Source organism: Bacteroides timonensis (assembly GCF_000513195.1).
Classification (GTDB): Bacteria; Bacteroidota; Bacteroidia; order Bacteroidales; family Bacteroidaceae; genus Bacteroides; species Bacteroides timonensis.
The window spans coordinates 48977-74523 of sequence record NZ_CBVI010000089.1 but is presented as its reverse complement, the minus strand read 5'-3'; the positions used below and the strand labels follow the sequence as shown (position 1 = coordinate 74523).

The following is a 25547-nucleotide window of genomic DNA, read 5'->3' as shown; positions in this document are numbered from 1 at the left end:
TGAAACATCCAAGTCTATAGCCGTTTCAGGCATGTTTCAGCCGGAATGCCGATGAACAGGGAGCTCAGGCAAAAACTGAAAGACTGCAAGAAGAAAATAACACTTGGTGTATTGAGTATAATTATAACAAGCAATGTCATGATGCAAAACTAGCAATATTCCGCATTACGACATTGCTAGTTTTGCATCATGACGTTGCTTGTTGTTTCAGGCATGTCCGATTTCGAAGCAAGTGGAATATGTTAGAGGTGTGAAAAGCGAGTAATATATGTTCACGAATATTCTTTTTGTACAAGGGAAATTTATCGTTGATTATCAAGGTACTACAAAGTGTCAATTTCTTGTCGACAAGGAGTTAAGAGTTTGTTGGCAAGAAGTTAACTTCCTGTCGACAAACTCTTAACTTCCTGTAAAGGGAGAAATAACAGGTTTTCGATTTCCTTACACTGTGTGATTGATAGGACGAATATATCGTCACTGTTGCAACTATAACAAGCTGCATTTCCATATTATATGAGAAAAGTGTGTATGTGATGCGGACTAACGAGCTATATATCGGTGGTATTGGATATATAGATACTGCATGTCCGATATATAGATGCGACATGTTTGATATATAGATGCTGCGCGTCCGATATATATAGCTAATATCCAGAATCTGAGTTAAATTTCTATTGGTTATGTTTTGTGCATTTCTGTAGGGTTTTGAATCAAACGGACTATCTCCATTCCCCTCCTCCAGTCGGAGGAGGGGTGCCCAAAGGGCGGGGTGGTAGGTGAGAAAAGAAATCCTTAGCTTTGTGATTTATAGGTACTTTATTATTTTACCTACCACCTCCCCCTACGGGTACTCCTCCTCCGACAGAGGAGGAGAATTGAGATAGTACTGTTTATCATTTGTTTCCTTTCTTTTTCTGTTTAGAAGCAAAAAAGAGTTTTTTCTATCTGCCGCCATCGTATTCCGCAAATAATTTGATATATTTGGAAACTTAAAATCTGGATGGTCAACTTATAGTCTGAATACGGTTTATGAAACAGCAACATCAATCTTTATCGGAACAACAGATAAAGGCGCAGCAGAAGACTTCGGAGAAACAGGCGGAACAGCCGCAATGTTGTCCTAATTGCGGGACACCTTGTCACAGTGGTGATAAATTCTGTGAAGAATGTGGTATGGCGCTTAAAGGAACTTCATGTATGCGTTGTAACTCTCCTGTTCAGCCTAATTGGGAAATATGCCCTCATTGCGGACAAGGCCTTCATGCAGAATTGTGCTCATTCTGCGGTGCCTCGATGGAAGCGGATGATTTCTTCTGTCCTGATTGTGGTAATCCTCGCATAGGGATTATCTGTCCTGACTGCAATACCCTTAATTTCCGCAGTTTTTGCCGAAAATGTAATCGTCCCCTCAATGAGATGGCAATGCAGGAAATGCAAAAGGCGAAGAAAGACCCCGTCTTTCAGGAAATGCTGGCATTGGCACAGGAACTTGCCGATTTGGAAGAACAAATACTGAATACTGTCTCTGAAGAACTTCCGGTGGGGGAACCTGAACTGCCTCCTGTAGAATTGAGTGAAGCCGATAAGAAACTGATACAACAATATAAAGATCTCTTTTCAGGAAGCGGTTCTCTTGAAGGAATGCAGGTTTCCAGACCTGAACCGAAAGTGGAGGAACCTGTTCAAACTCGTCCGAAGATACAACTGAATGTGAAGAAGGTAGACCTTGACGAAGCAAAGCAATCTTATAAAGAGAAACTGGAAGAAATGAAGTTGCTGATGGAGAAACTTCGTCCGGAAGGAGATATGACGCCACAGATGCAGCGGAATTACTATTCGGCAAGGAAATTGCCTGTTTTGCGGAAATCCGTAACAAAAGCGCCTGTTTGTTGGGTATGTAATCTCTGCGGTTGTCAGCATAGTCAGCCAAGTGAGTGTGCTCAGCCGGAACTGGGGGGGACCTGGATATATGAAGATGTGGTGACTGTTACAAAAACCTTTGAGTATCAGGATGATTAATCCTTCAGGATGCTTTGTCGGATTGGCTAATCTTAAAACTATATAGAATTATGAGCGACTTGAGAGACAGTGATAAAACACTGCGTCCCGGTAGTGCGGACGGTGATAAAACTTTGCGCCCTGCCCTGAAAGCCGAGAAAACCCTTCGTCCTGGTGAAGAAGAGAAAACTCTTCGCCCGGAAGATGATAGTAAGAAGACCTTGCACCCTGGTGTAGCTAACATTGACAAAACTCTGCATCCCGGTGGAATGGAGGATAAGACGTTGCGTCCGGTTTCGTCAGATGATGCGACCTTACGTGCCGAACAGCAAAAGGCGATTGAGGCTATCACTCGTCAACATGATACGGAATATCTTATTAAAGGTCTGAATTACAGGGTTATAAAGGTGATATCGGATGGGACGGGAGAAGCTCAGATTTTTCTGGTGGAAAATAAGGGAAAGCAGTACGTACTAAAACTCTATTATGTTGGTATTGAACCGCCTCCTAATCATCAGATACTTGAAATTATAAGACAAACTCCGCGCTCAGGATTATTAGTGGATATCATAGATCATGGTCAGTGGGATAATCCGCGTGTTTTCGGTGAATTGAGGCATTATGAAGTAATGACTTACTGTAAAGGAGGCTCTTTGGATAAAGTAAATCTGAAAGGAGACGAAAGGAGGCTTTGTGAAATAGCTAAACAAGCTGCCGCTGCCATTGATTTCTGTCATAAGCATGGGTTTATTCATCGGGATATCAAGCCGGGTAATTTCTTTTTTGCCGATGAGAAACAGAATCAGGTACTGTTGGGGGATTTTGGTATTTCGGTAAGATGCGATCAGAATGGAGTTGCCCGTACGGATCAAGCTCGTACCCGCATTTATGCAGCTCCAGAAATGTATTATACAGTTCCTGGTGAGAATCGGGTGGAGATTGACACGAAGAGTGATTTTTACTCTCTTGGTATGGTTTTGCTCTGTCTGTGGATGGGTGAGAAAGAGTTTAAAGAGAGAGAGTTTGAACTGATGAAGCGTAAACGTACGGGAGATTTGCCTTTTCCTGCGGATTTATCGGGACGAACGCTGCAATTAATAAAAGCATTGACTGCACCTCAGCCGGAAAAACGTTGTGGATTTACCGAAATCGTTCGTTGGGCTCGCGGAGAGGATGTATTCAGTGATTTTATCGGGCAGGAAAGTAAACGTCGTTTCAGTATTATTTTTAATGCCGGAAAGAATCAGATAGCACATTCACCCGAACAATTGGCTGATTTTATGCGGCAGGATCAGAATCTTGCCATTAAATATCTCTATACCGGTAAGCTTACTAAATGGCTGAATGATAATCAGCGGCCGGAATTGGTTTCGGAAATCGAAGATATTGTAGAAAAGCGCTATCCGAAAGACCAGACTGCCGGGCTGTATGCTGCCTGCTATACGCTCAATGTGGATATGCCCTATTATGATGTTAAGGGACGTCCGCGGACTATTGTCGAAGAAATAGCGCAATCTCTTATTGAGAACTTCAGCACTTACCAGACTACTTTGGCGAACGCGAACGATCCCCTGTTTCTCTTTTTTAATGCGCACGATCTGAAGCGGCTTACGGATAATGCAGCTCCCTTGTTTAATAAAAAAGGTCGCCAGCGGGAGGCTTTATGGCGTTTAATCTATGAACTTGACCCTTCACGTCCTTATGAATTGATCGATGAAAAGGGGAATTTGGGACGTTGCAATACACCGGAAGAAGTTCTTCATTATGCTTATAATCATATGTTGAGTGCCGACTCGTGGAATGATTTGGCAGAAGAGTCTTTCCTGATATGGTTGGCAGGCCGTGATAAAGGATTGGTAGGGAAGATACGTACTCAATTGAAAGGCTTCAGTACATCGGATGCTGCGGTAACTTACGGTGTACTTTATAATTTGACTCCTAAAGTTTCCTTCACCCTGCAAATGGACGAGACTGCAAATAATTATTATTTCACGCATACTCAAATAGCCCAATTCATCAATCAACAGTTGATGGTTTACAAGAATACACCGAAGAATGATCCGGATCATGAATATGCCGATTATATTCTTGGTATGCTCTCAAGTCTGAAAGGTTCGCGGCTTTATTTCTATCTGAAGTCTAAGGGTGTGTATGAAGATAAGATTGAATGGATAAATTACTGCTTTGAACTGAAATCCAAAGATAATCTCCGGAAAGCAGGCCCTTACAACTGGATTATAGCTACTTTCAAGATGATCAAGGGATTGGGCGCTTTACCTTATTATTACTTCAAGGATAGTGATAAGAGTATAACCGATTTGGACGGATTGAAGTCCATTCCATCGAAAGAAGTTAAGGCAGAACTGGAGAGTGGATATTTGAGAGACTGGCTTACTACTTTCTTTCAGGAGAATCCGTTGAAGAATCTTTCTCCCAAATTCGCATATGAGCAGGAAACGGTGAAATATCTCGAATTCATCGAAAAAATAGATAGTAAAGATACAGATGTTTCCAATTTCCGTATTGCCACCAATTTTGTGAATAAGAACCTGCGGAAAGTGCGTTTGCGTTGTAGGACGCTGACGGTGATGCGTGTCTTGCTGGGAATACTGTGTTTCATTCCTATTTTGGCTTTTGCGGTTGCATTATGCTTCTACGGGCTTCCGTTCACAGAAAACCCGTTGTCCGGTTTCTCTGTCGGTTCCATTGTGACGATGGGTATCATCTTCGGTATTCTTATTTTTGTGACTTCTGATTTTGAGAATCTTATCGGAAGTGCTATTTTAGGCTTTATTGTGGGGGCAATTATCTACTATACAGTATATTTTGTGCTGGATCTCATCATGCCTTATGCTCATTATGTACTGGCTGGACTTTTGCTCCTACTGGCTTATTATCTGATGAAAAGCTGTTATTTCAAGCTTCCGGTTGAGCGGAGGTTGCATGATCATTTGCTGAATCCCGGTTTTGAGGAAACAGGCTTGGAGCCATTGCATTTTGCTTTTAAAGCGAGTGTGGGGACACACTTTGAGTCTTCTATTGGCGGTGAATCGGCACAATATGCTAAATATCTGAAAGATTGTATCCGTAAGTTTTCTTATCGTGCCGTACTTTCCATGGTGGTGGTAGGTTGGCTGGCCTATCTGTTTGTGCAATATACTCCGGCATTCGGACTGGATGCTTCCCGTTTTCTGCAAAACGATGGAAAGCTGAAAGAACTGGTAGGCACATGGGAGGGTACGTTTGAAGGACGTAATGCTACGCTGAACATAACGACAGCAAACTCGGAAGGCTTGAAAGCTACCATACATGTGCAATATACGAATCTGACCAACGAAGCACTGACGGGCACTGTGAATACCGTTGCGAATACTATCCATTTTGACGATGTATACAAGAACGGTACTCTCGACGGGCAGTATAACGGTAAGTTCACCGGCGATGGAATGGGCGCTTTTGAAGGTACTTATGAGAATTATACGACCAAAAAACAAGTGAACTTCAGTTTCAAAAAAGCGAAAGCAGATGTAGAGAACTGATAAATGAAGATGACTATGAATTGTCCGAAATGTAATAAGCCGAACCGTGAAAACGCTGTTTTCTGCAAATGGTGTGGCGCCAATGTGGTTACTAAAGCTACTGAACCGCTGCGTGAGTTGGTGGGGATGGAAACCGTCAAGAACCAGTTGCAGGATTTGGTAAATACTTGTGAGTCGCTCGCTTTGCGTGCACAGCGTAGTGGCATTTCCATTCGTCTGGGCATGGACATGATTATTACGGGAAATACCGGAACCGGTAAAACCAAACTGGCAGGAGTATTGCAAAAACTATTGTATTCCAGTGGTATTATCAAGAAGCCTGCCATGAAAGTAGTGGATGCGGTGGATTATGAGGAGTTTGCCAAAGAGTGGGAAAAGAATACCGCTGACTTGAAAGGGGGTATTCTCTGCATTGAAAATGTGCAGAAGCTTTTGCCTTCGGGTGCAGCCAATGATATCAATAAGCTTGATAAGCTGTTCAGCTGTATGGATAAGTGGAATAATGATCCGATAGTCATTCTTTCCGGGCTTTCATCGGCCTTTAAAGAGTTCCTGGTATCCAATCCTGATGTGCGCAATCGCTTTGAGTATTACTTCGATCTGAAAGATTTCAGTATGGAGGAACTGAAGCAGCTTTGTATCCATGAGCTCAAAAAACGTTATGGGATTGCATTGAGTGAGGAAGCGGATGCTAAACTGGAACGTGTGTTTAAGAATGAGATGCGACAGAAATCAGATGATTTCGGGAATGGGCATCTGGCCGTGAAAAAAGCGGCTGATATCTTTGCCAATACTATCAAGCGCGATCCGAATGCATCGGTTGCCATTCCTGAGGATATTCCCGGTAAAGAGTTCCGGCAGAAGAGTTATGAGGAGATCATGGCAGAGCTGGATGAGTTTGTCGGTATCGATGAAATCAAGGCAACGGTGCAGAAAATCATTCATAAGATAGATTTTGAACGGGAACGGAAAGGTGCCGGAGCTAAACGGGAGGTCAAAGATCATTTTCTGTTCCTTGGTAATCCGGGGACGGGGAAGACAACGATTGCCCGTATCTTTGCTGATATCCTGAATTCACTGGAAGTGCTGCCCATCGGTCAGTTGGTGGAAGTTTCACGTAAGGAGCTGGTTGCGGGATATGTGGGTCAAACGGCTCTGGCGGTGGAAAAATATGTGGATATGGCTATGGGCGGAGTGCTGTTCATTGACGAAGCCTATACATTGAAGCAAGGTGATAATGACCAGTTCGGCCAGGAAGCAATTGATACGTTGCTGAAACTGGTAGAAGATCGTCGCGGGCAGTTTGTGGCTATTGCTGCCGGATATACAAAGGAGATGGGAGAATTTCTGAGTTCTAACTCAGGGATGGCCTCGCGTTTCAATGAAACGGTGACTTTCCGCGACTATAAAGCCGATGAATTGACGGAAATTTTCCGTCGACAGGTGAAGAAAGAGCATCTGACCCTGGATGAAGAGGCCGAGGCATTTATCCGTAATTACTTCTCGAAGATGTACCTGACCCGTACGCGCAATTTCGGTAATGCCCGTGAGGTACGGAACGCAATGGATCGTGCAATCAAGAATCAGGGAGTCCGGTTGCTGGAACTGAAAGGTACACCGGATTATGATGCGTCTATGGTGCATGTGCTGACGCGTGCCGATATTGAGGGTGAGGAAAGCAAAAATATCAAGAGTCTGGACGCTGTACTTGCTGAACTGAATGAATTCGTGGGCATGGACAGTGTAAAAGCTGAAATACGTGCGCTGGCGAACAAGATAGCCATGGACAAGGAGATGATGGAAATGGGTATTGCCGACGCCGAGGTGACTCCTGTACACATTGTGCTGACGGGTAATCCGGGGACAGGTAAGACCACCATTGCCTGCAAGCTGGGCGAGGTCTTTAAAGCCATCGGTCTGCTGCCTACTGATAAGGTTGTGGAGAAGGAGCGTAAACATCTGATAAGTACATATCAGAATGAGACGGCCAAACTTGTGGACAAGGCTTGTGACGAAGCGATGGGGGGTATTCTTTTTATAGATGAAGCCTACGCTCTGATGCCTGTCTGTGCCGGTGGAAGTAAGGATCAGACAGGAGTGGAAGCCGTGGAGGCACTAATGACCCGAATGGTGAAGGATGCCGGGAAATTCGTGGTTATCTGTGCCGGTTATCGCGCTGAAATGGAGGAATTTGTCAATAATGCCAATCCGGGCTTCCGGCGTCGGTTTAGTAATTTCCTGCATATCGAGGACTACTCGGCAGACCAGTTGATCTGTATTTACCGTTCTCTTATCAGGAAGAAAGGGAATACACTGACACCGGATGCGGAAGAGATGCTGATTAAGTTAGTCGATGAAATGGTGACATCGAAAGATGAGAATTTTGGGAATGCCGGAGAAATGGTGAAACTCTTTGAGAAGACCAAAGCCCGCCGTGCCAACCGACTGGCACAATTACATGCCGGAGGACAGACTTTGACTCGGGAAATGTACCTGACCATCGAGGCGGAGGATATTCCGTATGATCCGCCAAAGATGATCGATGAAGAAGAGTGCATGGCGGAATTGAACCAATTGATCGGATTATCCAGCGTGAAACGTGAAGTGAAGGAGATTGCCGATTATATCAAAGTGGAGCGTGCTAAGGCGGAAGCTATGGGTAAGAAATTCCAGGGTGTAGTGGATCACTATCTCTTTGTCGGCAATCCGGGAACGGGAAAGACTACTGTGGCACGTATCATGGGAAATATTTTCTATTCATTGGGTGTATTGCCCAGCAATCGTTTGTTGGAAGTAACCCGTAAAGACTTGGTAGAAGGTTATGTGGGACAGACTGCCACTAAAACGGCACGGGTTGTGAAGCGTGCGGTGGGCGGTGTGCTTTTTATTGACGAAGCTTATTCACTGATGGGGGATAGCTTCGGGCAGGAGGCTACAAATACTATTTTGCCGATGTTGCTTGATTATAAGGGGAAGATGGTTTGCATTGCTGCCGGGTATCCGCGTGAGATCCGCCAGTGGATTGATACGAATTCAGGTTTGGAATCCCGTTTCACCAAGGTAATTCATTTTGAGGACTATAATCCCGATGAATTGGCGCAAATTTTTAGGATGAAGGCGAAAAAGGATAAACTTACACTGACTCCTGAAGCAGAAAATGCCATGCATGTTTACTTCACGGATTTATATAATCGTCGTGAACGTAATTTTGCCAATGCCCGTGAAGTAAATAATTATTTCGACCGGGTGAAGAAGAATCAGAGCTCCCGTCTTCGTCACGAAATGGAGCGTCCTGACTTTGATCCGGCAAGCTACAGTATATTGTTACCTGAGGATATGGGATAATTGAATCACTAATCGTTAATCGCTAAAGAAATGAGTACATTAGTCAACTGCCCCAAGTGCAGAGTTGAAATAGAAAGTGATAGTTACTATTGCGACCAATGCGGCGTTGAACTGTATATTTGCCCTCAATGCCATGTGTTTGGAAAGGGGAAACGATGCACGCAATGCGGTCAGCCGTTAGTATCCGCTGTGAATCAAGTCGTGTCACCTATGCATCCTTCGACTTCTTCCGTGAATTCTTCGGTTTCTTCTGAACCTGAAAAAACAATGCGTCCGGGAGTATCCGCACCTCCACTTCCTGTACGTTTGGTTTGTTCTGCCGCAGGCATCCGTTTAGGTTTGGGAAATGGTGCGGTGATTGGTCGCAGAAAGGGCGATTATGTATCTGCATTCGCTTCTCAGGGATATGTTTCCGGTACCCATGCCCGCTTACAGAAGAATACATCCGGACAATGGGAAATTGTGGATCTGGATTCTACCAATGGTACGTTTGTCAACGACAACCGTCTTTCGCCGAATGTACCTGCTGTGTTTAACATCGGAGATGTCATTCGTATAGCCAATCTTGATTTCAAGGTTGAATAGATTCGGATGGAATGGTAGAGATAATTTTAATCGTAGGTTGTAACCATTAAATCGTAAAATTGCCTTATGTTATTATTGAAATGTCAGCTTGCCAGTGATATGGGGTGCATACGTACCAATAATGAAGATATGATACTTTTCAACGGAGGACTTTATCGTGACGAAACATACGAACAGAAGTTTGAACTCATTCCTCAGGCTCGTTTTACAGCTTTTGTAGCGGATGGTATGGGCGGACACGAAGGTGGAGAATTTGCCAGTGAGTTGGCTACCCAGGCATTCGACCGTTTTATTACCGATCTTCCTTCCGAACTTTCTCATGAGGCGCTGTCCGGCGAGATAAAGAATTGGGTGAATGAAACTCATGCTCTGATAACAAACAAGGGCGTTGAACTTCCTCAATACGAGGGAATGGGAACCACTTTTGTAGGCATGTTCAGTTATGAAGAGAGCATCTATATGGTGAATATTGGAGACAGCCGCCTGTATCGTTATCGTGGCGGTATTCTGAAACAACTTTCGTCGGACCATTCTATGCGAGAACTGACCGGAGATATGACTACTCCATCCAACGTAATATATAACTCTTTGGGTGCCGGAACATCTGCTTTTGCCGATTTCACCGAATTAACCGGCCAATTATTGGATGAAGATCTCTTTTTGATTTGTTCCGATGGTTTAAGTGATATGCTTACAGATGATCAGATTGAAGAAGTTCTTCAACAAGAACCTACTGCAATCAATCTGATAGAAGCTGCAAAGGCGGCAGGTGGTAGAGATAATGTGAGTGTTGTGCTTCTGCGGGTAACAGAATAGAAAGAGGTAGCGGATCAAATGAACAATGTAGGTTTATGAGTCAGTTTTTTTGAAATATATATTGCTATTTCTCTATATTTTTATTTTCTTTGCTGTCAGATAACCGAATATTTTAAAGTAAAAGTGAAGATGCAGTTTCCATTTATCTATCTGATCGTTTTCTGTTTACTCGTGATTCTTTTCCTGGTCTGGTATATTCAGCGGACAAAGCAGCGGAAGAAGTTTCTCGAACAGGAGCATAAATATGATCAGGCTTTATTGGAAGTACATGCGATAGAGACTGAGTATTATATTTCTTTATTGAGGGATAAACAAGAAGAAACTCAAAAACTGCTTTCTCAGAAAGAAACTGAAATCAGAAAATTGGCCGATGAAAAGGCGCAATTATGCAATGTGATCTTTAAAGAGACATCCATTTATAAAACAATAGAACGGCTTAGCCGTCAAGACAAAACTAAAAACAAACAGGATTTACGTATTTTATTGGAAGATGAGCAGAAGAAACTTCGTTCTACTATTATGGAGATATACAAGGACTATATAGAGTATCTGCACCAAACCTATCCTAAATATACGGAAGACGATTGTCTATTTTCATGCCTCTCAATTTGTGGGTTAGATGATTTTACCATTGCTCTTTGCTTTGGGAATGTCAATAAGCAAATTGTGGCTCAAAGGAGGCATCGGATAAAATTGAAGGTTGCTAATTAGCCTGCTTTTTGAAGATTGTTATTACTTCTCTTTGTAAGTAAGTGATAAATAACTAATTGTAAAAAATAGATGTTATCGCTTATATTCTCTTTTTATGCTTTTATGTCACTAACTTTGTCACATTACTAATCAGGATAAGTGTGAAAGACATATGGGTGAACGTATTACTATTAGTTTTTATCCGGCGGAAAAGCCTAAAAGGAAAGAAGGATTTTTTGTTCGTTTATTCGAGTGCATAAAAAGATGGATTAAGAGACTTCTGAGTTTTAGTTAACATATTTAATAACTTCTTCAAAACGCATTATTATGGATACAAATTTATTATCGCTGTCGCAGCAATTCTCCGGGCTGCCAATGGAAAGCTTAATCGGAGGTCCTCTGAATGCAGCCGCTAAGGCGAATTCTGCAATGGCTCTTACGCAAACGATGTTTATGTTGGACACTTGCTTCAACAAAAAGAAATTTAGTGAAGGCAACCCGCCTGTTTATAATTATGAGCCTATCATGATTGATATGATTCTCACTAGAAGTGTTGTTTCTACGGATAAAAACGGAAAGGTTTCTGTTGAACCTGCTTCTACAAAATTTACTTTGCCTCTTTTGACAATTCTACCTATTAATTCATTAGCTGTAGAAACCGTGGATATAAACTTTGAAATGGAAGTAAAATCAAGTTTCTCTGAAGACAATAATGAAGCAAAAGAATCAGAGACTAAAGGTGAAGGTAGTTTTGAAACTAAAATAGGTTGGGGGTTGCTAAGTACAACTATTAAAGGTTCGGCCAGTTATTCTTCAAAAGATTCTTCGACCCATAATACACATTATGAGAAGAGTAATTCTGCCAAGTATACGGTTAATGTACATGCAGGCCAACTGCCACTTCCTAAAGGAGTAAACACTATTATCGAAGCATTTGCACAAGCAATTCAGCCTATAGAATTGACCCCTGCAAAAGGTGGAGGAGCTGGAACTAATGGAGGAGCTGGAACTAACGGAGGAACTGGAGCTAATGGAGGAACTTGAGGTTAAGAACCAAAATAAGTAAATATTGGTGATAAGCTTGATATGTAGAATTATCAAGGAAGTTTAATATCAAGTCGAAATAAACGATTATGTCTGAAAACGAGCAAGGTACATTCAAACCTCAATTTGGGGCAGAGCTTAACATTGAATCCATCATTGGCGCACCTTTGGTGGCGGCCTCGAAAGCCAATGTTATGATGCTAACCGGGCAGGCTCAATTCTTGCTTGATTATTGCTTCACAAAAGAGGAGGGAAGTGACTTGCGACAACCTCTTATGATAGAGATGGTGCTGACTCAGCCGGTTGTTGATTATGCGAAACAACCGACTGATCCGGGATACATTTCTATCAACAAAATGGCTTTCCAGGTTCCTTTACTGTGTTTACTGCCTTTAAATTCTCTTGCAATTGATAAGATCAATGTGGATTTTGATCTGGAAATCACATCGGTGGGTTCTTATGATTATAAATCGAAAGTGAATGCGGATGTGCAGCTTGTAGAGAAGAAGGCGGTTCTGAATGGAAGAATTGCTCCAGCCAAACAGGAATATAAGAAAAACTTCCGTGAACAATATGATAGTACTTTGTCAAGCCGTCTTAAAGTGAATATACATGCGGGCAGACTACCTTTGCCTAAAGGAGTATTGACTTTACTTGATTTGTATACGAAATCGATACAGCCCATACAGAAAATAGATAAACAGTCGGAAAAAGAAGAATAGAAGTATGATAGATCAAAATATCCCATGTCCAGTATGCAGGACTCAAATACCCGTTGATTTGCATTTGTTAATCCAAGGCGTACAATTTTCATGCCCTAACTGTCAAGCGGCGATTGGGTTAGCGTCGGAAAGCCGCTCGGTAGTGAGTGAGGCAGTCGACAACTTTGAAAAGTTGAAGAAGATAGCACCTCAGAAAAAGTAAAATAGCATAGTGTCGAATCATAAAATTCATCGATATGATTAGCTTTAAATTGTTTGTAGAGGCTATCCATCATGCCATTGTAAGTGCCAGTGACTCGCTGATGGATAAGAATGAAGGCTTGCTGGATAAGTATTTTGAAAAGCCTGTTGACGGGGAGGGGAAAAATAAAGGGGCATTGGTTCCGAAGATAGTGCAACTTGAATATCCTGCTTTGGACGATACCGGAGCGGTTACTACTACTACAGTTCAGGTCCCTTTAATTACATTGGTACCTGTTACAGCCTCTAAAATAGAAAAGGCTACTGTGACGGCAGAATTTGCCCTGGAAGTTATAAATGATGAGCTACAGATCAGCTTCCCTAATAAAAAAACATCAGAAAATGCTACGGTGGGAAAGCTGGAGATTGTTATTTCGCCACAAGAACTGACCGATGGGTTGGAATTGATTATCGAAGGATATGCAAATGCTTTGAAGAGACAGATTACCTGAGAGAAAAGAATTTTTTAATTATTAATTTTAAAAAGTAACTACTATGAGTGTTTATAAATGTAAGTATTTTAAGATTCAGGAATTAGTCTGCAACCATGTGATGCAGAGCTATTCGGAGGAACAGATATGGTCTTTTTTAGATGAAGATCTAAAGAAAACTCTGGATATTATCCGTGAAATACTGGATTTGCCTCTTATTATTAATCAACCCCAAATAAGGATCTTCCAAAGGGGACTAAGATGTCATCTATGCGGTCTTGTTAAGAATAATGAAAGCCCATATATTTCGACTCATGTACAAGGCAAAGCTGTCGATATTTTGCTACCTGCGAATTGTGGAATGACTGCGGAAGATGCAAGACATAAAATCGAGGAATTTGCTGATAAATTGCCATGTAACATTCGCTTTGAACATTTACAAAAGGGGGTTCCTATCTCGTGGGTACATGTAGATGTCAGAGATAACGCATATAATAAGAAAGTGTATTGGTTTAATGTTTAGAATTTATTGATAATTAGTTCCTTATAAGGTGTTAACTCCTTGTAAACATACTCTCGACTTCTTGCTGACAAGCTATTAACTATCTGTCTGCAAGAAGTTTTTATGTCGTATCCATTTATGCCGGAAACATCCTCATGATTCCGGCTGTTGTATTATTCTTCTATTATTTCCCGTCTTCTTTATTTCTTATTATTGATTTCACAAATTGGTGTGTTTTTCTTGTATATTCTTCTATCTTAGCGAATAAATGGAAGGATTATTGCATTTATTGAGTCAATTGCGTTATTCTGAAAATGAATTTGTAGCTAACTTTGCTTCCAAACATTAAATAGAGTTACATACCATGAAAAAATTATTCATCTCGTTATTTTTAGTAACGTTTTTTATTTTGGAGAGTTCGGCTCAATGGAAACCGGCCGGAGATAGAATAAAGACAAAGTGGGCAGAACAGATCAATCCTTCTGATGTATTGCCCGAGTATCCAAGGCCCATCATGCAGCGTAATGACTGGAAAAACCTGAATGGTTTGTGGGATTATGCTATTATTGATAAAGGTGGACGCATTCCAACGGATTTTGAAGGCCAAATTCTCGTACCTTTTGCTGTAGAATCGTCTTTGTCCGGAGTAGGAAGGAGAGTGAACGAAAATCAGGAAGTAATCTATCAACGGAGCTTTGAGATACCTTCAGCCTGGAGAGGAAAACAGGTTTTGTTACATTTTGGTGCCGTTGACTGGAAAACCGATGTATGGGTGAACGATATTAAGGTTGGAAGTCATACCGGAGGATTTACTCCATTCTCCTTTGATATAACTCCTGCCTTGTCGGCTAAAGGCAGCAACCGCCTGGTTGTGAAGGTTTGGGACCCTACGGACAGAGGCCCTCAACCACGTGGTAAGCAAGTCAGCAGACCGGAAGGTATCTGGTACACTCCTGTAACGGGTATCTGGCAAACTGTATGGCTGGAACCTGTTGCTGGTAAACATATTGAAAATCTTCGTATTACTCCTGATATTGATCGTCACCTGTTAACGGTAAAAGCTGAACTGAACGCCAACAGCACATCAGATTTCGTAGAGGTGAATGTGTATGATGGTAATCAATTAATTGCTGCCGGTAAGAGTATTAATGGAGAACCTGTAGAAGTGGAGATGCCTGAAAATGCAAAACTGTGGAGCCCTGATTCTCCTTTTCTCTATACTTTGGAAGTTACTTTAAAAGAGGGGAGTAAGATTGTGGATAAGGTGGATAGCTATGCGGCTATGCGTAAATATTCCACTCGCAGGGATGCCAATGGTATCGTACGTTTGGAACTGAATAATGAAGCGCTGTTCCAGTTTGGTCCGCTAGATCAAGGTTGGTGGCCTGACGGTCTGTATACGGCTCCTACGGATGAAGCTTTACTGCATGACATTCAGAAGACAAAAGATTTTGGTTATAATATGATCCGTAAACATATTAAAGTAGAGCCTGCCCGTTGGTATACATATTGCGACCAGCTTGGAATCATCGTATGGCAAGATATGCCGAGTGGTGACCGTGGTCCGCAATGGCAGAACCGGAAGTACTTTGACGGTACGGAAATGAAGCGTTCACCCGAATCAGAAGCTTATTATCGCAAGGAGTGGAAAGAAATAATGGATTGTCTGTATTCTTATCCTTGCATTGGTACCTGGGTGCCATTTAATGAGGCTTGGGGACAGTTTAAGACCGTTGAAATTGCTGAATGGACGAAACAATATGATCCAACCCGTTTGGTGAATCCGGCAAGTGGCGGTAACCATTATACTTGTGGTGACATGCTTGACCTGCATAATTATCCGGCACCTGAAATGTACTTGTATGATGCTCAGCGTGCAACTGTTTTGGGTGAATACGGTGGTATCGGTCTTGTTCTGAAGGATCATATCTGGGAGCCGAACCGCAACTGGGGTTATGTTCAGTTTAACTCTTCCAAAGAAGCTACGGATGAATATGTGAAGTATGCCGATATGCTGTATAAGATGGTAGACAGAGGATTCTCCGCAGCTGTCTATACACAGACTACTGACGTGGAAGTGGAAGTGAATGGCCTGATGACCTATGACCGTAAGGTTATTAAGCTGGATGAAAAGCGTGTTAAAGAAATAAATACACGTATCTGTAATTCGTTGAAAAAGTAATCTTCTGGGAAGTAGGAGGTTATGAGCCGAACGATTATAAAGCTTTTCTTTTATTTGTGCATATTGACGGCGTTGCCGTCATACGCACAAAATGCTGTTCATTACTATTTTAAGACAATGGACATCCGGAACGGTCTCTCACAGAATACCGTATATCAGATTTTGCAGGACAGGAAAGGCTTTATATGGTTTGGGACTAAAGACGGTCTGAACCGTTATGATGGTCTATCTTACCGCGTATACAAAAAGGAAAATTCCGGTTTAGGCAAGAATTTTATTACTGCACTTTATGAAGACCATGAGGGGAATATCTGGATAGGGACGGATGGGGGAGTCTTTATCTATAATCCGTTGCTTGATTCTTTCACAGCTTTCAATCAGACGAGTGATAAAGGAACTGTCATTAAAGACTTCGTAACCATGATTGGAAGCGATGAATACGATAATATTTGGATGTCGGTGGAGAATCAGGGTTTGTTTTGCTACAATCATGAGAAAAAGTTGCGGAATTATCTGCATGATTCGGGCATGTCCAATGTAGCTCGTTTCTGGATTAACGAAAATATCTGCTGGTTGGCTTTGTATGCTGACAATCTTTACTACACAAAGGATAATTTTGAGGAGCCGCTACAACCTTTTAAGGATGCTGATGGCAATGAGATATTTAAAGGAGATATCATCAACTGGCATGTCAGTGGTCCGCACAATTGCGTTTATATAGCTTCGGTTAACGGATTGACTGAGATAAACTTTACCACCGGTAAAACTCGCAGATTGTTGGACGCTTATGTACGTGTATTGCAATTCAAATCCGATGACGAGCTGTGGGTAGGTACGGAATCAGGTCTGTATATATACAATCTGGTAAATGATAAGGTGACGCATCTGTCGGTTCCTGATCAGGATGATTTTTATGCATTGTCGGATAACGCCATTTATTCACTGTGCCGTGACAAGGAAAATGGTATGTGGATAGGTTCATATTTCGGTGGTGTGAACTATTATCCATATCAATGGACTTATTTTGAGAAGTTCTATCCAAGAGATGATCTCAGGCACTTCGGGCGTCGGGTACGAGAAATATGCGAGAGCAATGACGGTACGTTGTGGATAGGTACCGAAGATAAGGGATTATTCAATTATGACCCTGCAAACGGTAAAATAGTGCCTTTTGATCATCCTGCTATTTACAAGAATGTTCATGGACTTTGTCTGGATGGAGATGATCTATGGGTGGGCACTTTTTCCGGTGGATTAAATCGGGTGAATTTGCATACCAGGCAAGTGAAGCATTATTCCAGAGGTGAAACTCAGAACTCGATGTCCGCTAATGATGCTTTTACCATTTGCAAAACCACTACAGGCGATGTCTGGATCGGTACAACGGCCGGTCTGCTGAAATACAACCGCTCTTCTGACGACTTTACACGCATTACTGAATTGAAGAACATGTTTACTTATGATATATTGGAGGATTTCAACGGCAATCTCTGGTTTGCTACTTTCTCCAATGGAGTTTTTTGCTATAATGTCCGAAGTCAGAAGTGGAAGAATTACCTGTCGAATGAAAAAGATTCCGCTTCGCTCTCTTACAATAAGGTGATCAGTATCTATGAAGACAGCAGAAAACGCCTGTGGTTTATGACCTTGGGCGAGGGCTTCTGCCGTTATAATCCGGAGACGGATGACTTCACCCGATATGATATGTCGAAAGGTTTTTCAAGTAATACTATCTATAAGATGGTGGAGGATAAGCGTGGAAATCTCTGGATTACGACTAATAATGGTCTTGTTTGCTTCAATCCGGAGACAGAGAGCAAGCATGTCTATACCACGGCCAACGGATTGTTGAGCAACCAGTTCAATTTCCAGTCCGGATATTGTGACAAGAAAGGATGTATTTACTTGGGGAGTATCAATGGATTTATAGCTTTTGACCCTGAAACTTTTGTTGAGAATACTTTTCTTCCTCCGGTGGTCATTACTGATTTTTACTTATTCAACAAGCGGTTATCGGTGGATAGTCCGGATTCTCCTATGGAAAAGAGTATTACTTATTCAGATGAAATAGAGCTTGATGCTAATCAGAATTCCTTTTCTCTTCAGGTGGCTGCCTTAAGTTATCAAGCTCCCGAGATGAATAGGTTAGAGTATAAGCTGGAGGGCTTTAACCGTGAATGGTATACGGTAGGCAGGAACTCCATGATCAATTACTCCAATCTGCCTTACGGAAGTTATACGTTGCGTATAAAGGGATCTAATAGCGACGGTAAATGGAATGAAGCGCAACGTGTGCTTAAAATACGTATTCGACCTCCTTTTTACTTGTCTACCTGGGCCTATGTCGTTTATGTACTATTGGCTTTATGTTCTCTGGTTGCCGTTATTTTCTATTTTAGGAGAAGGAACCAACAGAAGCATCAGCAGACCATGGAGAAGTTTGAGCGTGAGAAGGAGAGGGAACTGTACACGGCTAAAATAGATTTCTTCACGAATGTAGCTCATGAGATACGTACGCCGCTTACACTCATAAAGAGTCCGCTTGAGAATGTGTTGTCGTCCAAATCGGTATCTGATGAAATCAGGGATGATTTGGAGATAATGGACCTGAATACAAACCGGCTGCTCGACCTGGTCAATCAGTTGCTCGATTTCAGAAAAACGGAGACGCAAGGATTCCAACTGAATTTTGTGGAATGTGATGTGTCGGACATCCTGCAAAAGACGTGTAAGCGTTTTAGGCTTTCGGCACGTCAGAAAGAATTGGAATTTGTTATTGACTCTCCCGAAACGGTGTATGCTTCGGTCGATAAGGAAGGATTGACCAAGATTATCAGTAATCTGCTTTCCAATGCCATCAAGTATTCTGAAACTTATATCCGCGTTAGGCTGTATGTGGAAGAAGATAAATTGTTGTTTTCGGTTTGTAATGACGGTCCTGTTGTTCCGGCAAAAATGCGTGAAGAGATTTTTAAGCCGTTCATCCAGTATAAGGAGGGAGTCTTGAGCTCCGTATCCGGTACCGGTATTGGGTTGGCATTAGCCCGTTTGCTTGCCGAACTGCATGAGGGTACATTATATATGGAAGATTCCATGGAATATAATTGTTTCCTGTTATCACTTCCGCTGAGGCATGTACAAACTGTCACAATAGAGCGAAAAGAACCGGTAATGAATGAAGAATCATCCGGAGAAGGAGAACCGGGAACCGGTCGTAAACAATGCCGGTATACCCTGTTGGTTGTAGAAGATAGTTTGGAGATGCGGTTGTTTGTGACCAAACAATTGTCATCGGAATATCAGGTGCTGACAGCCGTCAATGGTATAGAAGCGTTGAAAGTATTGGGAGAACATACGGTCAACCTGGTTATTTCTGATATTATGATGCCTGAGATGGATGGATTGGAACTGTGTGAACATCTGAAGTCGGAGCTCGATTATAGTCATATTCCCATTATATTATTGACAGCTAAAACCACCCTTCAGGCAAAAATAGAAGGTATGAGGCTTGGTGCGGACGTTTACATAGAAAAACCGTTCTCTGTGGAATACCTAAAAGTGTGTGTGTCTAACTTGTTGAGTAACCGCGAGAAGTTGCGAGTTTCTTTTGCTCATTCTCCTTTTGTACAAGCTAACAGTATGGCGATGACTAAAGCAGACGAAACCTTTCTTAAAACATTGAAAGAAGTAGTTGTGGCCAATATGCAAAATCCTGAATTCTGTCTTGACGATATGGCGAGCCTGCTGAATATGAGCCGTTCGAGCCTGAACCGGAAAATAAAAGGGATACTGGATTTGACCCCGAATGATTACATTCGTCTGGAACGTCTGAAGAAGGCGGCACAGCTGTTGCAGGAAGGAGAATGTAAGATCAATGAAGTGTGTTACATGACTGGGTTCAATACCCCTTCTTACTTCACAAAATGCTTCCAGAAGCAGTTCGGAGTTCTGCCTAAGGACTTTATAAAGTGACAACAGGGGCGATTGGTACTATTTTCGCATTGTTTGGATAAATATTTATACTCTATATCTCAGGATTTTGCTATTTTTGGACTGTCATTTTATATCGCTGTTCCTCCTTTAGTAAAAGACGGGAAATAGGCTTTATTTTAAAGATTAATTATGAAAGATACATTGATCAGCAGGAGAGAGTTTCTGAAAGATATAGGGATGATTGGAGCCGGAGTGCTGCTATCGGCAAGCCCTTGGCTTTCTGCTTTTTCGGAAGTTGTAGAAACATCCGGTGAAAAGTGCCGTCTGGCCATCATCGGTCCGGGTTCAAGAGGACGTTTTTTGATGAGCTTCCTGGTACAGAATCCTAAAGTAGAAATTGTGGCATTGTGCGATATCTATCAGCCCTCTATTGAAAAAGCACTGGAACTGGCTCCGAAAGCTAAAGTTTATGACGATTACCGGAAAATACTGGAAGATAAAACCGTTGATGCCGTACTGGTAGCTACTCCTCTTAATTCCCATTGCCAAATTGTGCTGGATGCTTTTGATGCCGGCAAGCACGTGTTCTGTGAGAAATCTATAGGCTTTACGATGGAAGAATGTTTCCGCATTTATAGTAAGCACATCAGTACGGGCAAAATATTCTTTACCGGACAGCAACGTCTTTTCGATCCGCGATACATCAAGGTCATGGAAATGGTTCATGCCGGCACTTTCGGTGAGATAAATGCTATCCGTACTTTCTGGAACCGGAATGGAGACTGGAGGCGGGAAGTGCCTTCACCTGACCTGGAACGTCTGATTAACTGGCGTCTGTATCGCGAATATTCCAAAGGACTGATGACCGAACTGGCTTGTCATCAGTTACAAATAGGGAGCTGGGCACTGCAAAAGCTTCCCGAGAAAGTGATGGGACATGGGGCTATCACCTATTGGAAAGACGGTAGGGAAGTATATGATAATGTAAGTTGCATATATGTGTTCGATGATGGAGTGAAGATGACATTTGACTCTGTCATATCCAATAAATTCTATGGTTTGGAAGAACAGATCATGGGTAATCTGGGGACGGTGGAACCGGAGAAAGGCAAATACTTCTTTGAAAGTGTCCCTCCCGCACCCGGATTTTTGCAGATGATTAACGAATGGGAGAATAAAGTGTTTGATTCCTTACCTTTTGCCGGAACAAGCTGGGCACCGGAAACCGCCAATGAAAACAAAGGGGAATTCATTCTGGGAGAACGGCCTAAATCGGATGGCACTTCTTTGTTATTAGAAGCTTTTGTTGAGGCTGTCATTACCCGTAGGCAGCCGGAACGCATAGCCGAAGAGGGCTATTATGCAAGTATGCTTTGCCTGTTGGGCGATCAGGCTTTACAGGAAGAACGGGTACTATACTTCCCCGATGAATATAAAATCAATTACCTGAATCATCAAGCTAAAACACCTCAAGCCGTATGAAAAACACAGTCATTACCGCCCGCCGGAAAAAGATGGAACTGCTGACTTTGCTGGCGTGCTTCATTATAGGTAATCTGGCAAATCTGTATGCCATAATTTCTTATGAGACTCCTTTCTCGGAGATGCTGACATCCTTTTTCTATGTCCTTGCATTTTCGGGCGTGCTTTATGTCTTTTGGACAATCCTGCGCATTCTGTTCTATGGGATAAGAAGTCTGTTTTTGAAGAAAAGAGATGCGGTCTGAAGATGATCGAGATTCAGTAACTTAATTAATACCAATGATATATGACGACACGAAGAGATTTTTTGAAAACGATGACAATGGCTTCTGCCGGGCTGGCATTCGGAGCCGGTGATGTGCTGGGAGCCCGTGCTTCCACGACGCAAAGGAAAGTGACGGATAAAGTGAAGATTGCCTATATAGGCATTGGAAACCGTGGCGAGCAGATTATAAGCGATTTTGCCCGTACCGGTATGGTAGAAGTCGTGGCTCTGTGCGATGTGGATATGGGAGCCGCTCACACCCAGAAAGTGATGAACCAGTATCCTAAGGCGAAACGCTTCCGTGATTTCCGTGAGATGTTTGACAAGGCGGGCAATGATTTTGATGCGGTAGCCATAGCTACTCCCGATCATTCACATTTCCCTATCAGTATGCTGGCTTTGGCATCAGGCAAACATGTGTATGTGGAGAAGCCACTGGCGCGTACTTTCTATGAGGGAGAATTGCTGATGCAAGCTGCGCTGAAACGTCCGAACCTGGCTACGCAGGTCGGTAACCAAGGGCATTCGGAAGCCAACTATTTTCAGTTCAAGGCGTGGATGGATGCCGGTATTATCAAGGATGTAACGGCTGTGACGGCACATATGAATAACCCCCGCCGCTGGCACAAATGGGATACCAATATCTATAAGTTCCCTTCCGGCCAGCAACTGCCGAAGGATATGGAGTGGGATGCCTGGTTGGGAGTAACTCCTTATCACGAATATAACAAAGACTACCATTTGGGACAGTGGCGCTGCTGGTACGATTTCGGAATGGGCTGTCTGGGCGATTGGGGTGCGCATATCCTGGATACGGTTCACGAATTCCTGGAATTGGGATTGCCCTACGAAGTGTCTATGAAATACGCCAACGGACATAATGACTATTTCTTCCCTTATTCTTCCACTATCCTGTTCCGTTTCCCGCAACGTAAGGGTATGCCGCCGGTTGACATTACTTGGTATGATGGTCTGGATAATCTTCCCCCTATCCCTGCCGGTTATGGTGTATCCGGTTTAGATCCTAATATTCCTGCAACTAATCAGGGAGATACGCCGGCCTCCAGTCTGAACCCCGGAAAGATCATTTATACAAAGGATTTGATATTTAAGGGTGGAAGCCATGGCAGTACACTTTCCATAATACCGGAAGAGAAAGCTAAGGAAATGGCAGGCAAACTGCCGGAAGTACCTAAGAGTCCGTCGAATCATTTCGAAAATTTCCTGTTGGCTTGTATGGGACAGGAAAAGACCCGCTCACCGTTTGAAATTAACGGTGTGTTGGGGCAGGTATTCTCATTAGGAGTGATTGCGCAACGTCTCAATACGCAAATATTCTTTGATCCCCGCACCAGGCAGATTACGAATAATGAGTTTGCGAATGCAATGTTGACCGGCGTACCGCCTCGTAAGGGATGGGATGAGTTCTATAAACTGTAATTGCATAGTATTAAATAATCAATAGAAGAAATATCAATATGAAAAAGAATTATTTGTTGCTTTTGTTAGTGTTTTGTGCCTCCGTTGTTTCAGCGCAGGACTGGGAGCCTCTTTTCAATGGGAAGAACCTGAGTGGCTGGAAGAAGCTGAATGGTAAGGCCGAATACAAGGTGGTGGATGGTGCTATTGTCGGCATTTCGAAGATGGGAACGCCTAACACATTTCTGGCTACAAAGAAGACGTATGGTGATTTTATCCTGGAGTTTGATTTCAAAGTAGATGATGGCTTGAATTCGGGCGTGCAGCTGCGCAGTGAAAGCAGGAAAGACTATCAAAAAGGACGCGTGCACGGCTATCAGTTTGAAATTGATCCCTCCAAGCGCGCCTGGTCGGGTGGCATCTATGATGAGGCCCGTCGTAACTGGCTTTATCCGCTGACACAAAATCCGGCGGCTAAAAGTGCTTTCAGGAACAATGAGTGGAATAAGGCCCGTATCGAGGCTGTAGGTAATTCTATCGCTACCTGGATCAATGGAGTGCCTTGCGCCAATATCTGGGACAATATGACCCCTGCCGGTTTTATTGCTTTGCAAGTACACGCTATCGGTAATGCTGCCGATGAAGGAAAAACAGTCAGTTGGAAGAATATCCGCATTTGTACAGCAGACGTAGAGCGCTACCAGACAGATCGGAAAGTTCCGGAGATAAATGTTATCCCCAATACCATCTCTCCGAATGAAGCAAAAGAAGGTTGGACGCTTCTTTGGGATGGCAAGACTTCGGAAGGTTGGAGAGGAGCCAAACTGAATTCTTTCCCAGAAAAGGGCTGGAAAATGGAAAACGGCATCCTGAAAGTGATGAAGAGTGGTGGCGCTGAATCTGCTAACGGTGGCGATATCGTAACTACCCGTCAATACAAAAACTTTATCCTGAAAGTAGATTTCAAGATTACTGAAGGCGCTAACAGTGGAGTGAAATATTTCGTAAACCCCGATATGAATAAAGGAGCCGGTTCGGCTATTGGTTGCGAGTTTCAGATTCTTGATGATGATAAGCATCCTGATGCTAAATTGGGCGTGAAAGGAAACCGTACATTGGGTTCACTTTACGATTTGATTCCTGCTCCGGCAGACAAGCCTTTCAACAAGAAAGATTTCAATACGGCTACGATTATCGTGAAGGGTGACCACGTAGAGCATTGGCTGAATGGTGTGAAGCTCATCGAATACACACGTCAGAACCAGATGTGGGATGCACTGGTTGCATATAGCAAGTATAGAGATTGGCCTAACTTCGGTAATTCAGAGTCTGGAAACATTCTTCTGCAAGACCATGGCGATGAAGTTTGGTTTAAGAATATAAAGATCAAGGAGTTGTAATTAATAGTATGTCTTTGAAAAGGGTGAGTTGCAGAATTGTGGCTTGCCCTTTCATTTTTCTTTAGGAAACACAGACTTGAAAATGCCGGACGTTATTAAGCATCTTTATAAATATTCACCTTCCCAGGGTGGCTTGCTTTATGCCTGGTTTCCATCTATGCATACACGTGTCGATATAATGCTGTGTGGCAGGCAGGGGGAGGGCGTTTTACTGTCGGTAGTCGATGCGGTGTACAAAATGCTGTGTCGTTTAGAAAAGATGGCCAACTATTATGATGCGGATAGTGAACTGGCATATTTGAACCGGACTGCTTCTACACATCCGCAACAGGTCAGCCACGAGCTTTATGATATGCTTACTTTCTGTGTAGATTGCTATACCCGTACCGCTGGATGTTTTGATGTAACTATTCATTCGGCTGACTATACACCCAATTTAATCCGTTGTGTTCAACTATCACCTCAGGAGCGTACCCTTCTTTTTTTGCGACCGGGAGTGACTATCAACCTTTCCGGATTCCTGAAAGGGTATGCTTTGGAAAAGACACGGAAATTATTGCAACATTATGAAGTGAAGGATGCATTGATCAATATGGGAAACAGTTCTGTATTGGCTTTGGGGCATCATCCCTTGGCTGATGGATGGAAGGTCAGTTTTGGACAGGGCGCTGTTCCAAAGGGGAGGGAACCACAGGAGTTGCTTCTTCAGAATGAATGCCTCACAACTTCCGGTAATGATTCGCGTGAGCGAAAACATATCATCAATCCTCGGAATGGAAAACCGGTGGAAGGGGAAAGAGAGGTAGCGGTGGTTACGGACAATGGTGCCATAGGCGAAGTTTTATCGACCGGTTTATTTGTGGCTGATGTCCGTCAGCGAAAAATTCTGGAAGCGGAGTTCCATCCGCGTTTGATTCTTGATCTTTAAAAGAACTTTTCAACTGAAGTAATGAG

Annotated in this window: 17 protein-coding genes; all 17 read left to right on the top strand. The window is 42.8% G+C overall.

Annotated features, from left to right (window positions below; all coding sequences use genetic code 11):
• Positions 1 to 1029 precede the first annotated feature (1029 nt).
• The 17 genes from BN161_RS28735 to BN161_RS16330 all read left to right on the top strand — a co-directional run bounded on the left by BN161_RS28735 (position 1030) and on the right by BN161_RS16330 (position 25521).
• On the top strand, positions 1030 to 2019 hold the full coding sequence (locus BN161_RS28735) for a zinc ribbon domain-containing protein (protein WP_244436522.1): 990 nt from the start codon (positions 1030 to 1032) through the stop codon (positions 2017 to 2019).
• A 50-nt stretch (positions 2020 to 2069) separates the two neighbouring features.
• A complete protein-coding gene (locus BN161_RS16410; RefSeq protein WP_044268231.1) occupies positions 2070 to 5537 on the top strand; it encodes a protein kinase domain-containing protein in 3468 nt (1155 codons plus the stop codon).
• Between the two features lie 15 nt (positions 5538 to 5552).
• A complete protein-coding gene (locus tag BN161_RS16405) occupies positions 5553 to 8882 on the top strand; it encodes an AAA family ATPase (protein ID WP_244436521.1) in 3330 nt (1109 codons plus the stop codon).
• Between the two features lie 30 nt (positions 8883 to 8912).
• On the top strand, positions 8913 to 9467 hold the full coding sequence (locus BN161_RS16400; RefSeq protein WP_081743728.1) for an FHA domain-containing protein: 555 nt from the start codon (positions 8913 to 8915) through the stop codon (positions 9465 to 9467).
• A gap of 66 nt (positions 9468 to 9533) precedes the next feature.
• The gene (locus BN161_RS16395; protein WP_044268225.1) at positions 9534 to 10283 is read left to right on the top strand and encodes a PP2C family protein-serine/threonine phosphatase; all 750 of its coding nucleotides are present in this window, start codon (positions 9534 to 9536) and stop codon (positions 10281 to 10283) included.
• 129 nt (positions 10284 to 10412) lie between these two features.
• Complete coding sequence (locus BN161_RS16390) at positions 10413 to 10994, top strand: hypothetical protein (protein ID WP_044268223.1); 582 nt, start codon at positions 10413 to 10415, stop codon at positions 10992 to 10994.
• A 306-nt stretch (positions 10995 to 11300) separates the two neighbouring features.
• Complete coding sequence (locus BN161_RS16385) at positions 11301 to 12017, top strand: DUF2589 domain-containing protein (RefSeq protein WP_044268220.1); 717 nt, start codon at positions 11301 to 11303, stop codon at positions 12015 to 12017.
• Between the two features lie 89 nt (positions 12018 to 12106).
• Entirely contained in the window at positions 12107 to 12739 is a 633-nt protein-coding gene (locus tag BN161_RS16380; protein ID WP_044268217.1) for a DUF2589 domain-containing protein, read from the top strand.
• 236 nt (positions 12740 to 12975) lie between these two features.
• On the top strand, positions 12976 to 13431 hold the full coding sequence (locus BN161_RS16370) for a DUF2589 domain-containing protein (protein ID WP_044268213.1): 456 nt from the start codon (positions 12976 to 12978) through the stop codon (positions 13429 to 13431).
• Between the two features lie 43 nt (positions 13432 to 13474).
• Positions 13475 to 13933, top strand: a complete 459-nt coding sequence (locus BN161_RS16365) for a hypothetical protein (protein WP_044268210.1) — start codon at positions 13475 to 13477, stop codon at positions 13931 to 13933.
• Between the two features lie 343 nt (positions 13934 to 14276).
• Entirely contained in the window at positions 14277 to 16094 is a 1818-nt protein-coding gene (locus BN161_RS16360) for a glycoside hydrolase family 2 protein (protein ID WP_044268207.1), read from the top strand.
• 21 nt (positions 16095 to 16115) lie between these two features.
• A complete protein-coding gene (locus BN161_RS16355) occupies positions 16116 to 20066 on the top strand; it encodes a hybrid sensor histidine kinase/response regulator transcription factor (protein WP_044268203.1) in 3951 nt (1316 codons plus the stop codon).
• Positions 20067 to 20216: 150 nt separating this feature from the next.
• Positions 20217 to 21509, top strand: coding sequence for a Gfo/Idh/MocA family protein (locus BN161_RS16350; protein ID WP_044268200.1), 1293 nt, complete (start codon positions 20217 to 20219; stop codon positions 21507 to 21509).
• Positions 21506 to 21754: a hypothetical protein gene (locus tag BN161_RS16345; protein WP_044268197.1), complete on the top strand. Its 249-nt coding sequence runs from the start codon at positions 21506 to 21508 to the stop codon at positions 21752 to 21754. Before BN161_RS16350 ends, BN161_RS16345 begins: the two co-directional genes overlap by 4 nt.
• Positions 21755 to 21795: 41 nt before the next feature.
• Positions 21796 to 23214, top strand: a complete 1419-nt coding sequence (locus BN161_RS16340) for a Gfo/Idh/MocA family oxidoreductase (protein WP_044268195.1) — start codon at positions 21796 to 21798, stop codon at positions 23212 to 23214.
• A gap of 38 nt (positions 23215 to 23252) precedes the next feature.
• Positions 23253 to 24593: a 3-keto-disaccharide hydrolase gene (locus BN161_RS16335; RefSeq protein WP_044268192.1), complete on the top strand. Its 1341-nt coding sequence runs from the start codon at positions 23253 to 23255 to the stop codon at positions 24591 to 24593.
• Between the two features lie 82 nt (positions 24594 to 24675).
• Complete coding sequence (locus BN161_RS16330; RefSeq protein WP_044268190.1) at positions 24676 to 25521, top strand: FAD:protein FMN transferase; 846 nt, start codon at positions 24676 to 24678, stop codon at positions 25519 to 25521.
• Positions 25522 to 25547 lie beyond the last annotated feature (26 nt).

What these genes read in the sequence shown, in the direction of transcription:
- BN161_RS16335 (WP_044268192.1), top strand. Translation starts at nt 23,253, where the DNA reads ATGAAAAAGAATTATTTGTTGCTTTTGTTAGTGTTTTGTGCCTCCGTT.
- BN161_RS16330 (WP_044268190.1), top strand. Translation starts at nt 24,676, where the DNA reads ATGCCGGACGTTATTAAGCATCTTTATAAATATTCACCTTCCCAGGGT.
- BN161_RS16340 (WP_044268195.1), top strand. Translation starts at nt 21,796, where the DNA reads ATGACGACACGAAGAGATTTTTTGAAAACGATGACAATGGCTTCTGCC.
- BN161_RS16390 (WP_044268223.1), top strand. Translation starts at nt 10,413, where the DNA reads ATGCAGTTTCCATTTATCTATCTGATCGTTTTCTGTTTACTCGTGATT.
- BN161_RS16395 (WP_044268225.1), top strand. Translation starts at nt 9,534, where the DNA reads ATGTTATTATTGAAATGTCAGCTTGCCAGTGATATGGGGTGCATACGT.
- BN161_RS16405 (WP_244436521.1), top strand. Translation starts at nt 5,553, where the DNA reads ATGAATTGTCCGAAATGTAATAAGCCGAACCGTGAAAACGCTGTTTTC.
- BN161_RS16385 (WP_044268220.1), top strand. Translation starts at nt 11,301, where the DNA reads ATGGATACAAATTTATTATCGCTGTCGCAGCAATTCTCCGGGCTGCCA.
- BN161_RS16370 (WP_044268213.1), top strand. Translation starts at nt 12,976, where the DNA reads ATGATTAGCTTTAAATTGTTTGTAGAGGCTATCCATCATGCCATTGTA.
- BN161_RS16380 (WP_044268217.1), top strand. Translation starts at nt 12,107, where the DNA reads ATGTCTGAAAACGAGCAAGGTACATTCAAACCTCAATTTGGGGCAGAG.
- BN161_RS16365 (WP_044268210.1), top strand. Translation starts at nt 13,475, where the DNA reads ATGAGTGTTTATAAATGTAAGTATTTTAAGATTCAGGAATTAGTCTGC.
- BN161_RS16410 (WP_044268231.1), top strand. Translation starts at nt 2,070, where the DNA reads ATGAGCGACTTGAGAGACAGTGATAAAACACTGCGTCCCGGTAGTGCG.
- BN161_RS16345 (WP_044268197.1), top strand. Translation starts at nt 21,506, where the DNA reads ATGAAAAACACAGTCATTACCGCCCGCCGGAAAAAGATGGAACTGCTG.
- BN161_RS16350 (WP_044268200.1), top strand. Translation starts at nt 20,217, where the DNA reads ATGAAAGATACATTGATCAGCAGGAGAGAGTTTCTGAAAGATATAGGG.
- BN161_RS28735 (WP_244436522.1), top strand. Translation starts at nt 1,030, where the DNA reads ATGAAACAGCAACATCAATCTTTATCGGAACAACAGATAAAGGCGCAG.
- BN161_RS16400 (WP_081743728.1), top strand. Translation starts at nt 8,913, where the DNA reads ATGAGTACATTAGTCAACTGCCCCAAGTGCAGAGTTGAAATAGAAAGT.
- BN161_RS16355 (WP_044268203.1), top strand. Translation starts at nt 16,116, where the DNA reads ATGAGCCGAACGATTATAAAGCTTTTCTTTTATTTGTGCATATTGACG.
- BN161_RS16360 (WP_044268207.1), top strand. Translation starts at nt 14,277, where the DNA reads ATGAAAAAATTATTCATCTCGTTATTTTTAGTAACGTTTTTTATTTTG.